This window comes from Massilia sp. 01N417 (assembly GCF_056399645.1).
Genome location: NZ_JBFTRS010000031.1, coordinates 54009 through 67095, shown reverse-complemented (window position 1 = coordinate 67095; position 13087 = coordinate 54009). Strand labels below are relative to the sequence as shown.

Annotated in this window: 16 protein-coding genes, 1 tRNA gene and 1 riboswitch; of the genes, 9 read left to right on the top strand and 8 right to left on the bottom strand. The window is 65.2% G+C overall.

Translation table 11 applies throughout. From position 1 onward, the window contains the following. Positions 1 to 2 precede the first annotated feature (2 nt). The 8 genes from ribD to glyA form a co-directional block, all read right to left on the bottom strand. Positions 3 to 1094, bottom strand: a complete 1092-nt coding sequence (gene ribD, locus AC1DOQ_RS25035; protein ID WP_477370517.1) for a bifunctional diaminohydroxyphosphoribosylaminopyrimidine deaminase/5-amino-6-(5-phosphoribosylamino)uracil reductase RibD — start codon at positions 1092 to 1094, stop codon at positions 3 to 5. 46 nt (positions 1095 to 1140) lie between these two features. Beyond that, a complete protein-coding gene (locus AC1DOQ_RS25030; protein ID WP_477370483.1) occupies positions 1141 to 1704 on the bottom strand; it encodes a GspH/FimT family pseudopilin in 564 nt (187 codons plus the stop codon). Beyond that, entirely contained in the window at positions 1701 to 2147 is a 447-nt protein-coding gene (locus AC1DOQ_RS25025) for a type IV pilin protein (protein ID WP_477370480.1), read from the bottom strand. Before AC1DOQ_RS25025 ends, AC1DOQ_RS25030 begins: the two co-directional genes overlap by 4 nt. Before the next feature lie 47 nt (positions 2148 to 2194). Then, positions 2195 to 2989, bottom strand: coding sequence for a pilus assembly PilX family protein (locus AC1DOQ_RS25020; RefSeq protein WP_477370477.1), 795 nt, complete (start codon positions 2987 to 2989; stop codon positions 2195 to 2197). Beyond that, entirely contained in the window at positions 2986 to 3915 is a 930-nt protein-coding gene (locus tag AC1DOQ_RS25015; RefSeq protein WP_477370474.1) for a PilW family protein, read from the bottom strand. The genes AC1DOQ_RS25020 and AC1DOQ_RS25015 overlap by 4 nt, the downstream gene beginning before the upstream one ends. Next, a complete protein-coding gene (pilV, locus tag AC1DOQ_RS25010) occupies positions 3912 to 4460 on the bottom strand; it encodes a type IV pilus modification protein PilV (RefSeq protein ID WP_477370471.1) in 549 nt (182 codons plus the stop codon). Before pilV ends, AC1DOQ_RS25015 begins: the two co-directional genes overlap by 4 nt. Before the next feature lie 91 nt (positions 4461 to 4551). Continuing rightward, positions 4552 to 5022, bottom strand: a complete 471-nt coding sequence (nrdR, locus tag AC1DOQ_RS25005) for a transcriptional regulator NrdR (RefSeq protein ID WP_477370468.1) — start codon at positions 5020 to 5022, stop codon at positions 4552 to 4554. Positions 5023 to 5052: 30 nt separating this feature from the next. Beyond that, a complete protein-coding gene (glyA, locus tag AC1DOQ_RS25000; RefSeq protein ID WP_477370465.1) occupies positions 5053 to 6300 on the bottom strand; it encodes a serine hydroxymethyltransferase in 1248 nt (415 codons plus the stop codon). A 95-nt stretch (positions 6301 to 6395) separates the two neighbouring features. Then, a riboswitch (ZMP/ZTP riboswitch) is annotated at positions 6396 to 6494 on the bottom strand. A 152-nt stretch (positions 6495 to 6646) separates the two neighbouring features. Here glyA and AC1DOQ_RS24995 point away from each other — a divergent pair. From AC1DOQ_RS24995 to AC1DOQ_RS24955, 9 genes are all read left to right on the top strand, one after another. Beyond that, the gene (locus AC1DOQ_RS24995; protein ID WP_477370462.1) at positions 6647 to 7399 is read left to right on the top strand and encodes an SDR family oxidoreductase; all 753 of its coding nucleotides are present in this window, start codon (positions 6647 to 6649) and stop codon (positions 7397 to 7399) included. 227 nt (positions 7400 to 7626) lie between these two features. Then, entirely contained in the window at positions 7627 to 8031 is a 405-nt protein-coding gene (gene ybgC, locus AC1DOQ_RS24990; RefSeq protein WP_477370459.1) for a tol-pal system-associated acyl-CoA thioesterase, read from the top strand. Positions 8032 to 8054: 23 nt separating this feature from the next. Continuing rightward, positions 8055 to 8738 (top strand): protein TolQ, encoded by a 684-nt coding sequence (tolQ, locus tag AC1DOQ_RS24985; protein WP_442121615.1) that lies wholly within the window; start codon positions 8055 to 8057, stop codon positions 8736 to 8738. Positions 8739 to 8762: 24 nt separating this feature from the next. Then, complete coding sequence (locus AC1DOQ_RS24980) at positions 8763 to 9191, top strand: biopolymer transporter ExbD (protein WP_477370456.1); 429 nt, start codon at positions 8763 to 8765, stop codon at positions 9189 to 9191. Positions 9192 to 9206: 15 nt separating this feature from the next. Next, entirely contained in the window at positions 9207 to 10205 is a 999-nt protein-coding gene (gene tolA / locus AC1DOQ_RS24975; protein WP_477370453.1) for a cell envelope integrity protein TolA, read from the top strand. A gap of 32 nt (positions 10206 to 10237) precedes the next feature. After that, entirely contained in the window at positions 10238 to 11509 is a 1272-nt protein-coding gene (gene tolB / locus AC1DOQ_RS24970) for a Tol-Pal system beta propeller repeat protein TolB (protein ID WP_477370450.1), read from the top strand. A gap of 25 nt (positions 11510 to 11534) precedes the next feature. After that, positions 11535 to 12062, top strand: a complete 528-nt coding sequence (gene pal, locus AC1DOQ_RS24965; RefSeq protein WP_477370447.1) for a peptidoglycan-associated lipoprotein Pal — start codon at positions 11535 to 11537, stop codon at positions 12060 to 12062. Positions 12063 to 12148: 86 nt separating this feature from the next. Further along, entirely contained in the window at positions 12149 to 12910 is a 762-nt protein-coding gene (gene ybgF / locus AC1DOQ_RS24960) for a tol-pal system protein YbgF (RefSeq protein ID WP_477370444.1), read from the top strand. 57 nt (positions 12911 to 12967) lie between these two features. Next, positions 12968 to 13043, top strand: a tRNA-Lys gene (locus tag AC1DOQ_RS24955). Positions 13044 to 13087 lie beyond the last annotated feature (44 nt).

Sequence of the window (13087 nt, the reverse complement as noted above, 5' to 3'; positions counted from 1 at the left end):
CCTCATTCCTTTTCTTGATGATTGAAACGCGCCAGGATGCGCAGGTCGGGGCCGACCTGCTGCACGCCGTGGAAGCGCAATGCGAATTTATCCTTCAGCTGCGCCAGCGGCGGCAGCGCGAACATGCCCTGCCCCGGCCCGATCAGGCTCGGCGCCAGATAGACCAGCAGCTCGTCGACGCAGCCTTCGCGCACCAGCGAGGCGTTCAGCTTGCTACCCGCCTCCACGTGCACCTCGTTGATCTCGCGCCGGCCCAGTTCCAGCATCAGCGCCGGCAGGTCGACCTTGCCGGCGCTGTTGGGCAGCATGATGACTTCGTGGCCGGCGGCGCGCAGCTTTGCTTCCTTCTCCGCGCTCGTCTGTGCCGCGACGATCCAGCACGGCTCGCCCTGCAGGATGCGCGCGCCCGGATCGATATCGAGGCGGCTGTCGACGATCACGCGGCGCGGCTGCATCGGCGTATCGCTCAGTTTATCGAGCATGCGTACGGTCAGCTGCGGATCGTCGGCCTTGACGGTGCCGATTCCGGTCAGGATGACCTGGGCGCGGGCGCGCCAGGCGTGGCCGTCGGCGCGCGCCTCCGGACTGGTGATCCACTGGCTTTCGCCGGACGCCAGCGCGGTTGCCCCGTCCAGGCTGGCGGCCGTCTTCAGGCGCACCCAGGGCTTCTTGAAGCGCATGCGGTTGAAGAAACCGATGTTCAGTTCATACGCCTGGTCCGCCAGGATGCCCGAGCTGACCGCGATGCCGGCCGCTTCCAGCTGCGCCAGGCCGCGTCCGGCCACCAGCGGATTCGGATCGACCATCGACGCCACCACGCGCCCGAGCCCTGCCTGGATCAGCGCATTCGAGCACGGCGGCGTGCGGCCGTGGTGGCTGCAGGGTTCCAAGGTAACGTAGGCGGTGGCGCCGCGCACATCGTTGCCGCGCGTCTGGGCGTCGCGCAGGGCCTGGATTTCGGCATGCGCCTGCCCGGCCGGCTGGGTGTGGCCGGCGCCGATCACTTCGCCGTCGCGCACGATCACGCAGCCGATGCGCGGATTCGGCGCGGTGATGTACATGCCCTTGGCCGCCCATTCCAGCGCCAGGGCCATGCCTTCGGTATCGCTCAGTATCAACACGTTGGTTTCATTCGGTTCGTTATGGCGGCGCGGCGGGTCCGTCGCAGGACTTGTCGCGCGCCGGATCGCAGTTGCGGGCCCGGCCCAGCATATTGATTTTAATACGCCGGATGGCGCCGCCGTGGAACAGCGACAGCGTGCCATAGCGCGCCGCCGCCGGGTTGCTGTCGCGGCAGCTGCGCCCGGCGCCATTGTAGGCGATATAGAAAGGCGGCGCCGGGCTGGTGAAGGAAAAGCCGACCGCCAGCCCCTGCGCCAGCGGACCGTGCTCGGCCAGGATGGTGTCGCCGGGCCCCGGCTGGCGGTCGCCGTCGCGGTCGATGAAGACGGTCCAGCCGCGCCGCCAGTCGGCACCGCCCTGCCCTTTCGGCAACACGGTGACGACCTCGCCGCGCGCCAGCGCCTGGGCGCGCGCCATGCCGATGGCGGCGAACAGGTCGCCGGTGGCGGTCTTGAGCTGCTGGGTGCGGATCAGCTCGCGCAGATTCGGCGCACCCACGCCCAGCAGGATGGCGGCGATCGCCAGCACGGCCAGCAGCTCGATCAGCGAAAAGCCGCCGCGCCGCCGGCGCCAGCTCTTCATTGCCAGCAGCGGCCGCTGCCCTGGGCCGCCTGCGCGCCGAGGCTGTCGATGGTCAGTGCGCCGCACTCCGGATCGCGGAAGCGGCTGTCGACCTTCGCGGTGCCGGGACGGGCGCGCAACTGGACGCAGTCGGCGATGTCGCGGTCCGGGCAGGCGCGCGCATCCAGCTCGTAGAAGCTCGCCGCTGCGCTCGCGCCGGACCACCAGCGGAATCCCTGGGCCCGGGCGTCCTCGCTGCCGGAGGAGAAGGCGAGATAGCTGTTGTGCTGCATGTGGTAGCGCTCCTGTTGCTGCATCGCTTCGATCAGGGCGATCTGCCCTTCGGTACGCTTGGTCCGCACGATGTGACTTGCGTAGCTCGGGTAAGCCACCGCCGCCAGGATGGACAGGATGGCCATCACGATCAGCATCTCGATCAGGGTAAAGCCGGGCTGCACCTTCATGGTTCTCGTTTCCTCTTGATTTATCGGGTTCTTCATTTCCGGGTTTCTCATTCGATGGCCTCGGCATGCAGCCGCGGCCAGTTGGCGATTTCGCGCCAGGCGATGCGTCCGGCGGGCAGTTGGACGGCCGGTGGCGTGGGCGCGGCGGGATTCGGTGGCCCCGCTCCATCCGGCGGGCCGGCATCGTCCGGCGCGGGTTCGCCGGCCTCCGGCTCGCTGGGGGCACCGCCAGGCGGTGCGCCGCCCGGCGGCGCCGGTTTCGGCTTGCGGTACACGGACTGCAGCACGACCCGCATGGATGCCTGGCTGCCGAAACCGATCGCGGTGATCCGGTAGAAACTGCCGAGGGATGCGCCGGCGCCCGGCGGTGCGATCCGCTCAATTAGGTAGGCCGGCGGCTGGGCGGGCAGCAAGCCCTTGCCGGTCGCCATGTTCGCGCCGGTGTAATGTCCGTAAGGCACCATGACTGGATTGCCGGGATCCGCCAGGTCCTGGGCCTGCCAGGCCTCCGGCGAGCTTGCCAGGCAGAGCCCGCGCGCGCTGCCGGCGCGGCCGCAGCCCTCGGCGAAACCGCCGGCGCCGGCAGGCGTGAACAGCGCGGCGCGGGCCGGGCTGGCGCCCGCAGCCAGCCCGGCAATGTCGCGCTCGGCATCCAGCAAGGCGGCTTCGGCGGCATCGTAGGCAAGGCCGCGCTCGCGTTCGGCGCGGGCGGCGGCGATCGATGCGAATGCGATGCGCGATACCGAAACGCCTACCAGCATGGCCGCCAGCATCAGCACCAGTGCGCACACCAATGCGGCGCCGCGCCGGCGCCCGGGATGCAGTGACGACGGCAAGCTCATGGGGCCTCCGCCGGCAGCGCCACGGTCGTGGAAAACAGCCTGCGCTCGCGCCGCCGCAGCTTGTCCGGCAGCGCATCCTCGCGCAGCACCGTGCCGACATCGCTCTTTGCCGCGCCGGCCGCGTGGAGCGGCCCGAACAGCTGGAATTCGCGGCTCGCGCGATCCTGCCGGGTCGGCCGCGTGCCGTGCAGCAGCAGGCCGACGCGCACGCTGACCACGCGTTTCCAGTGCGTGCGGCGATTGAATTCCTGCGGCGGCAGGCCGGCCGGCAGTGCCGCGTCCAGTGCGCGGATCGCATCCGCATTCACGTAGCGGTTGGCGGCGCCGTCGCGCGGGGTATCGGTGTCCAGGCCGTAGAGCACCTGGAAGCTGTCGACGCCGGTAAGCACGGCGTCCGCGCTCCAGTTACTTGCGCCGCGGTACTTGCAGCGCAGCTCGGGCTCGCCGTCGCCGTTCTTCGCCACGTAGAAAATGCTCCAGCCTTCTTCGCCGGCGGCGACCGTGAAGCCTGCGCAATCGACCACGCTGCCGTCGCCGCTGCCCGTCCCGGCGCCGGGAAAGCGCACGGCCAGCACGTCGCTGCCGTTCGCCACCGCCGCCAGGGGCACGGCGATGCCGGCCGTCGTGGCGCCGAGCGAGCGCGCATCGAGCCCCGCCAGGCGGGCCGGCAAACCGTCGACGGGTGAGGAAAGGTCGAGCTGCGTCGGATCGGCGTACGCGGCCTGGCGCACCGCGCGGCCGAGCAGTTCGAGGGCATTGCGGCCGGCATCGTCGAGGGCCGCGCTTTCCGTCTGGGCGGCGTAGGCGACGTTCGCCAGGGCCAGCAGCCGGGCCGCGGACAGCACGACCGCCAGGCCGACGGCGAGGGCCACCATCATCTCGACCAGGGTCAGGCCCGCTTGCGGCAGACGGGAAAGCCGCCTCATGGCGCCGCCGTCCCGAGCGTCAGGAACAGGGCCGGCGCGTCCCGCTCACCCGGCTTGCCGCGCCAGCCCAGCTTGATGGCGACCGGCGCGCCGGGCTCGCCGCTGCAGGGCCAGGCCGGCAAGCCGTCCGCATCCGTCGGCTGGCCGTCGCGGCAGACGCGCAGGCGCGCGCCGGGGAAGCGGCCGGCCAGCTGCGCCGCGGTTTCGCCGAGGTCGAAGCCGGCCATCTGCATGGGATCGCAATCGGCGTCGCCATAGCAGGAGACCGCGGCCGGCATGGCCGCGCCGGCATCGGTATCGAACTGGAGATAGGGATTGGCGGTATCGGGCAGCGCCATCGCGACCGGATTCGCGCGCATGCGCTGGGCCAGCGAGGCCGCCAGGCGCAGGCCGTCGGACAGGCGCGCGGCCTCGTCCGCCATGCGCACGGCGCCGGTCTGCACGGCCGCCGCCCCGGCGACGCCGAAGGCGACGACGAACAAGGCCACCAGCACTTCCACCAGCGTGAAGCCGGCGCTGGCGACGAGGGCACGACGGCCGCGCATACGATACCTCCAGGTCTCGATCAGGGAGACCAGAAGTTATCAGGCGGGCTCAAGTCAGCCGTGGCGGCGGCTCAAGCGTTCGAACGGAACTTTAATTGGATGGGGTTTTCGCGCCCGGACCGACTTCGGCGATGGCTTCCTGGAACTCGGCCAGGTCTTCGAAGTTCTTGTAGACGGACGCGAAACGGATGTAGGCGATCTTGTCGAGACGCTTGAGTTCCTGCATCACGAGTTCGCCGACGTGAACGCTGTCGACCTCGCGGCGGCCGCTGGTCAGCAGTTTTTCCTCGATCGAGGCAACGGCGGCGTCGATGGCGCCGGCGGCCACGGGACGCTTGCGCAGGGCCAGCATCAGGCTGCCGCGCAGTTTGGAGGATTCGAATTCGGTACGGCTGCCGTTCTTCTTCACGATGATCGGCATCGACAGTTCGACGCGCTCGTAGGTGGTGAAGCGCTTGTCGCACTGGGCGCAGCGGCGCCGTCGGCGGATGGAGTCCCCTTCCTCGGATACGCGGGTATCGAGGACCTGGGTGTCTTCATGCTGACAGAAAGGACATTTCATGGTCGCCGGGGCTGCTGCGCTGTTGACGCGTTATGCTGCGTAGACCGGGTACTTGTCGGTCAGTTTCTTGACCTCAAGCTTGACGCGCTCGATGGTCGCGGCGTCGTGCGGGTTGTCCAGCACGTCGGCGATCAGGTTGCCCACCTTGGTGGCGTCCTCTTCCTTGAAGCCGCGGGTGGTGAAGGCCGGGCTGCCGAGGCGGATGCCGGAGGTCACGAAAGGCTTCTGCGGGTCGTTCGGAATGCCGTTCTTGTTGCAGGTCATGTGTGCCTGGCCCAGGATGGCTTCCGCTTCCTTGCCGGTGAGGCCTTTCGAACGCAGGTCGACCAGCATCACGTGCGACTCGGTACGGCCGGACACGATGCGCAGGCCGCGCGAAATCAGGGCGTCGGCCAGGGCCTTGGCGTTCTTGACCACCTGCTGCTGGTATTCCTTGAACTCCGGCGACAGCGCTTCCTTGAAGGCGACGGCCTTGCCGGCGATCACGTGCATCAGCGGACCGCCCTGGATGCCCGGGAAGATCGCCGAGTTGATGGCCTTCTCGTGCTCGGCCTTCATCAGGATGATGCCGCCGCGCGGGCCGCGCAGGGATTTGTGGGTGGTCGAGGTGACGAAGTCGGCGTAAGGCACCGGGTTCGGGTATTCGCCCGCGGCGATCAGGCCGGCGTAGTGGGCCATGTCGACCATGAAATAGGCGCCGATTTCCTTGGCGACCTTGGCGAAGCGCTCGAAATCGATGCGCAGCGAGAAGGCGGAGGCGCCGGCGATGATCAGCTTCGGCTTGTGCTCGCGGGCCAGGGCTTCCATCTGCTCGTAGTCGATGTCTTCCTGCTCGGTCAGGCCGTAGGAAATGACGTTGAACCATTTACCCGACATGTTCAGCGCCATGCCGTGGGTCAGGTGGCCGCCTTCCGCCAGCGACATGCCCATGATGGTGTCGCCCGGCTTCAGCATGGCGAAGAACACGCCCTGGTTGGCCTGCGAGCCCGAGTTCGGCTGCACGTTGGCGGCCTCGGCGCCGAACAGTTGCTTGACGCGGTCGATCGCCAGCTGCTCGGCGATGTCGACGTATTCGCAGCCGCCGTAGTAACGCTTGCCCGGATAACCTTCGGCGTATTTATTGGTCAGCTGGGAGCCCTGGGCCTGCATCACTGCCGGCGAGGTGTAGTTCTCGGATGCGATCAGCTCGATGTGGTCTTGCTGGCGGGTGTTTTCCTTCTGGATCGCATCCCACAGTTCCGGGTCGACGTTGGCGAGCGTGTGATCTTTTGCAAACATGAAAAAACTCCAATCGATAAGAGTACCAGGCAACAGGCAGCTGAACCAAGGCGGGAGCGAGAAACAAGGCAGCCGCGATACGAAGCGTACCAGTCGAAGGCTGCCCAGGCGAACGGCAAACGACATCTCACGCTCCCCGGTGGATATCCACCTTCGCCGCCGGCAGGCGGTTTTCGCCAGTTACGTGAGACGTAAATGGAACTCCCGATTGTAAGGGAAGTCACGCCCGGCGTGCAAGGAACCCGTTGACTGGCCGGCAAGGGCGGCGAGCGGGCGTCCCACCTCTCCGCGGATGGTCATTTCGGCTACAATCTCGGGGTTCAACTCACACCAACCGGGATCCATCATGATCGTATTCATTACCGGCGCATCGGCCGGCTTCGGCGCCGCGATGGCGCGCACCTTCGTCAAGAACGGCCACCAGGTGGTGCTGGCGGCGCGGCGCAAGGAGCGCCTGGAGGCGCTGGCCCGCGAGCTGGGCGAATCGGCGCTGCCGGTCGCGATGGATGTCACCGACAAGGCCTCGATCGAGGAAGCGCTGTCGATGCTGCCGCAATCCTGGCGCCAGATCGACGTCCTGATCAATAACGCGGGCCTGGCGCTGAACACCAAGCCGGCCCACGAGGTCCCGCTGGAAGACTGGAACACCATGATCGACACCAACGTCCGCGGCCTGGTGACGATGACCCATGCGCTGCTGCCGTCGATGGTGGAGCGCGGCAGCGGCACGATCATCAACCTCGGCTCGGTCGCCGGCCATTACCCCTACCCGGGCGGCAATGTCTACGGCGCCACCAAGGCCTTCGTCGAACAGTTCACGCTGAACCTGCGCGCCGACCTGGTCGGCACCGGCGTACGCGCCACCAACCTGGCGCCCGGCCTGTGCGGCGGCACCGAATTCTCGAACGTGCGCCTGAAGGGCGATGACGCGGCCGCCGCCAAGGTCTACGAAGGCACCCAGCCGCTCACCGCCGAAGACATCGCGGAAACCGCCTACTGGATCGCCACCCTGCCCGCGCACATCAACGTCAACCTGATCGAGATGATGCCGACCTGCCAGGGCTTCTCGCCTTTCAACATCAAACGCACCCAGGCTTGATTCGACGGCGGTTTGCGCTAGATCAGCCATGTAACCGTAGCGACACGATTTGTGAGAAAGTGTTACAGTTGTTGGCTGAGTATGCATGGCTCACGTCTACTAATGCCCGATTGATAACGGCCTAGCCATTGGGCCGCAACGGCTTTCCGCGGCCTATGTTCGTCAGCGTACATAGGCCTGCCGAAAATCGCGTAAAATGTTTCCCATTTTCATTTATGGCAGCTGAAATGCCTTCAGTTTTCACCTGGACAGTACGGGTCTATTACGAAGACACCGACGCCGGCGGCATCGTGTACTACGCCAATTACCTGAAGTTCTTCGAACGTGCGCGCACCGAATGGCTGCGTTCGCTCGGCATTCACCAGCAAACCCTGCTCGACGAGGAAAGCGCCGCCTTCGTGGTCCGCAGCGCAAGCGTCGATTACCTGTCGTCCGCGCGCCTGGACGACGAACTGACGCTCCGCCTTACCGTGGAAAAGCTCGGCCGCGCATCGGTCCAGTTCGCGCAGCAGGCCTGGCGTGGCGATACCCTGCTCTCGACCGCGAACGTGAAAGTGGGCTGCGTCGATGCAAAAACGATGCGCCCTCGCCCCCTTCCCGACTCTGCCGCTGCTAAAATGCTGTCCAACTGAAATACATTTGACCAAAACTACTGATGAACGCAGTCCAAGACCTCTCTTTCATTGAACTGATCGCCCACGCGCACTTCCTGGTCAAATTGATCATGCTCCTGCTGTTCGCGATTTCCGTGATCAGCTGGACCTATATTTTCCGCAAGCTGTTCGCGATCCGCGCCGCGCGCCGCCTGACCGAACAGTTCGAACGCAACTTCTGGGCCGGCGGCAACCTGCACACCCTGCACCAGAGCGCCAGCACCCAGCGCGACCAGAGCGGTCCGCTGGCCCGCATCTTCGAAGCCGGCATGGGCGAGTTCATCAAGGGCAAGCAGGCTGCCCGCGACGCCCTCGACCTCGGCGCCGTGCTGGACGGCGCCCGCCGCGCGATGCGCGCCGCCTTCCACCGCGAACTCGATCACCTGGACACCCACCTGAACTTCCTGGCCTCGGTCGGCTCGGTGTCGCCGTACATCGGCCTGCTGGGCACCGTGTGGGGCATCATGAACGCCTTCCGCGGCCTGGCCAACGTGCAGCAGGCAACCCTGGCCACCGTCGCCCCCGGCATCGCCGAAGCGCTGATCGCCACCGCTATCGGCCTGTTCGCGGCAATCCCGGCCGTGGTCGCCTACAACCGTTTCACCCACGATATCGACCGTCTCGCGATCCGCTTCGAAAGCTTCGTCGAGGAATTCTCGAACATCCTCCAGCGCCAGTCGCGCTGATCGCTTCGGGATCGAGGTAAGAACATGGCATTCAACAGCAACCTGCGCAGCGGACGCCGCAAGCTGAAGTCCGAAATCAACGTCGTGCCGTATATCGACGTGATGCTGGTGCTGCTCATCATTTTCATGGCGGTACCGCCGACGCAGAACCCCAGCGAGATCAAGCTGCCCACTGCCGAGCGCTCGACCCAGCCGCCGGCCGACTACATCAATATCGTGGTGAAGAGCGACGCGCGGCTGCAGATCGGCATCAGCGGCAAGCAGGCGCAGGCGTTCGAGGAAGTGTCGAGCCGCGATGCCCTGGTCGACCGCCTGCGCGCGATCCATGCCGAGCATCCGGACTATCCGGTGATGATTTCCGGCGACCGCGAAAGCAAGTATGACAATGTGATCCAGCTGATCTCGGAAGCCAAGAAGATGGGCATCAACCGGGTCGGTCTGGCCACTCAGTAACGAAAAGAAAAGTTGATGTCGGCAACGAAGCAGAACAGCAATGCCATCGGCGGTTCGCACTACCAGGTGCCGCCGGAACCGAACCGCTGGCCCTCGATCGGCCTGGCGGTGGGTGTGCACGCCCTGCTGCTGGCCTTCCTGGTGGTCGGCATCAACTGGACCAATAACCAGCCGGTAGCGGTCGAGGCCGAGGTCTGGGATACGAGCGTGCAGCAGGCGGCCCCGCCGGCGCCGCCGCAACCCGAACCGGAACCCCAGCCGGAGCCGCAGCCGGAAACCCCGCCGCCGCCGACGCCGCGCGTGGCCGAGCCTCCGCCGGTGGCCGAACCGGCGCCGCCGAAGCAGCCGGACATCGCGCTCGAGCGCGAGAAGAAACGCAAGGAAGAACTGAAGCGTAAAGAAGAAGAAAAGGCCGAGCGCGAACGCGAGCTCGCCCAGCAGAAACGCGAAGAAGAAAAGAAAGAAAAAGCGCTGGCCGAGAAAAAGGCGCGCGAAGAAGAAAAGAAAAAAGCCGAGGAACTGGCGAGAAAAGAAGAAGAGGCCGAGAAGAAGAAACTGGCCGAAAAAGAAAAGCTGGCCAAGGAAAAGGCCGAGAAACTCGCCAAGGCGAAAGCCGAGAAAGCCGAAGCCGCCAAGCTGGACAAACTGCGTAACGAGGAAATGAAACGCCTGATGTCGGGCGCGGGTAATCCGGGCAGCACCGGCAGCGCCGAGAAATCGACCGCGCCGCGCATCGACAAGGGTTATATCGCCAGCATCGCGGCGAAGATCAAGGGTAATACGAGCTACCCGGGCAGCACGGATGTGCCGGGTAATCCGGAAGTCGTTTTCCAGGTGGAGCAATTGCCGACCGGTGAAATCCTGTCGGTTCGCAAGACCAAGAGCAGCGGCATCCCGGCTTTCGACGAAGCCGTGGAGCGCGGTATTAACAAATCGTCACCGCTACCGAAGAAGAAAGATGGTACGGTAGAGCGTTCTGTTCAGGTCGGTTTCAAACTGAAGGAAATGAACTGACCCGCTCGACTCAAACCTTAGCTGAGACATTTATGAAGAAATTACATTCCCTGCTATTTTCGGCCACCCTGTTGATGGGCGTGGCCGCGCACGCCCAGGTGCGCGTCGAAATTGCCGGCGTGAGCGGCACCCAGATCCCGGTCGCGGTCGCGGCCTTCGCCGACGAATCCGTGGCGCCGGAACAGGTATCCGCCATCATCCGCGCCGACCTCGAACGCAGCGGCGTGTTCAAGGTGATCGATGCGCGCCAGGCCATCTCCGACACCGCCAGCATCGACCTCGGCGCTTTCAAGGCCAGCGGCGCCGATGCGCTGGTGGTTGGCTCCGTCAGCCGCCTGGCGGACGGCCGCCTGCAGGTCCGCTACAAGCTGCTCGACACCGTCAAGCAAACCCAGCTGTCGCAACTGTCGGACGCCGTCGGTGCGCGCAACACCCGCCTGGAAGCCCACCGCATCGCCGACGACATCTATGAAAAGCTGACCGGCGTGCGCGGCATCTTCTCGACCCGTATCTCCTACGTGAAGGTGAACCGCGGCAACGGCAACCACAGCTACGAGCTGGTGGTGGCGGATGCCGACGGCGAAAACGAACAGGTTGCCGCCTTCGGCCGCGAAGCGATCATCTCGCCGGCCTGGTCGCCGGACGGCACCAAGGTCGCTTACGTTTCTTTCGAAAAGCAGAAGCCGATCATCTACGTGCAGAACCTGGTGACCGGCCAGCGCGCCATCATCGCCAACGAAAAGGGCAGCAATTCGGCGCCGTCCTGGTCGCCCGACGGCACCAAATTGGCCCTCGCCCTGTCGAAGACCGGCAATACCCAGGTGTTCATCGTGAACGCCGACGGCAGCGGCATGCACCGCCTGACCACCAGCAATGGCATCGACACCGAGCCGCAGTTCTCGGCCGACGGCCAGAGCGTGTATTTCGTCAGCGACCGCAGCGGCGGTCCGCAGATTTACAAAATGAGCGTGAACGGTGGCCAGGCCTCCCGCGTCACGTTCAATGGAAGCTATAACATCAGCCCTCGTGTATCCCCGGACGGCAAGACGCTGGCGTGGATTTCCCAACGCGATGGGGTTTTCTCCTTGTATGCGATGGACCTGGCAAGCGGCCAGGAACAGCGCTTGGCCGATGGGGCCACTGAACCGAGTTTTTCGCCAAACGGCAAATACATCATGTATGCCAACAAGGGCGGCGGGCGAGCCTCGCTGGCCGTGGTGTCCGTCGACGGACGTGTAAAGCAGCGACTGTCGACTCAGGCGGGAAACATCAAGGAGCCCAGCTGGGGCCCCTTCATGAAGTAAATATTTTTTGACCAGGAGAAAACCCATGCGCAACGTAAAAACTGTAGCCTTCATCGTTTCGGCCGCCGCCCTGCTGTCGGCCTGCTCGTCGACCAAACTGCAAGAAACCCCGGTGGTCGAAAAGACCCCGGTCGCCCAGGCAGCGCCGCCGGCCGACACCAGCCGTGACGTCCGTCCGGTCGAGACCGGCACCGTGGATCCGCTGAACGACCCGAAAGGCGTTCTGGCCAACCGTAGCGTCTACTTCGACTTCGACAGCTACGCAGTGCGCGACGACGGCAAGCCGGTCGTCGAGAACCACTCGGCTTACCTGACCAAGAACAAGCAGCGTAAAGTGCTGATCCAGGGTAACACCGACGAGCGCGGCGGCACCGAGTACAACCTGGCCCTGGGCCAGAAGCGTGCCGAAGCCGTGCGCAAGGCAATGGGCGCCCTGGGCGTGTCCGACAGCCAGATGGAAGCCGTCTCGCTGGGCAAGGAAAAGCCGAAAGCAACCGGCAGCAACGAAGCGGCTTGGGCTGAAAACCGCCGCGCCGACATCGTCTATCAATAATCCGGACATACTCGGCTGATTGACAGCGGGGCGGGATGCGGTGCAGACTGCATCCCGCCCCGTAATGCTTAGGAAGAGTCAGATAAATGATCAAACCGTCCCAGTCCCGCCTTGCGGCCATCGCCCTCGCCTTTGCCGCCTGGCTGCCCCTGCACGCGAGCGCCGGCCTGCTCGACGACGATGAAGCGCGCCGCGCCATCCTCGACCTGCGCGCCAAGGTCGACGCCCTGGCACGCGACGTCAACGCGCGCATCGACACCAAATCGGACAAGACCGCGACCCTCGAGATGCTGAACCATCAAGAGGAAACGATGCAGGAAATCGCCCGCCTGCGCGGCCAGCTCGAAGTGCTGGCAAACCAGATCGCCACCTCGCAGAAGAACCAGCGGGACCTGTACGCCGACCTCGACGCCCGCATCAAGAAGCTCGAGCCGCGCCAGGAAACCATCGACGGCCAGACCGCCGAAGTGCTGCCGTCCGAAAAGAAATCCTACGACACCGCGATGGAGCTGTTCAAGTCCGGCGACTACAAGTCCGCCGCCGCCGCGCTGCAGGATTTCGTACGCCGTTTCCCGGACTCGGCCTACGCCGCCAACGCCCAGTACTGGCTCGGCAACGCCTACTACGCCCAGCGCGACTACAAGAACGCGATCGCGGCCCAGGAAGCAGTCGTCTCGAACTACGGCACCAGCCCGAAGGCGCCCGACGCGATGCTGAACATCGCCAGCAACTACATCGAACTGAAGGACAAGAAGAACGCCAAGAAGGTACTGCAGCAGCTAGTCTCGAAGTTCCCGGACACGGCCGCCGCGGCAACCGCCAAGGACCGCCTGGCCGCGCTGAAATGAGTCCGCTCATGAGCGTTTGACAGCCCGGCTGATTGAACCTATAATCTTGCTTCTTTCGGGTCGTTAGCTCAGTTGGTAGAGCAGCGGACTTTTAATCCGTTGGTCGCTGGTTCGAGCCCAGCACGGCCTACCAGAATTCAGTAGTAAGCAATGAAGGCGTTACGAGTGATCGTGGCG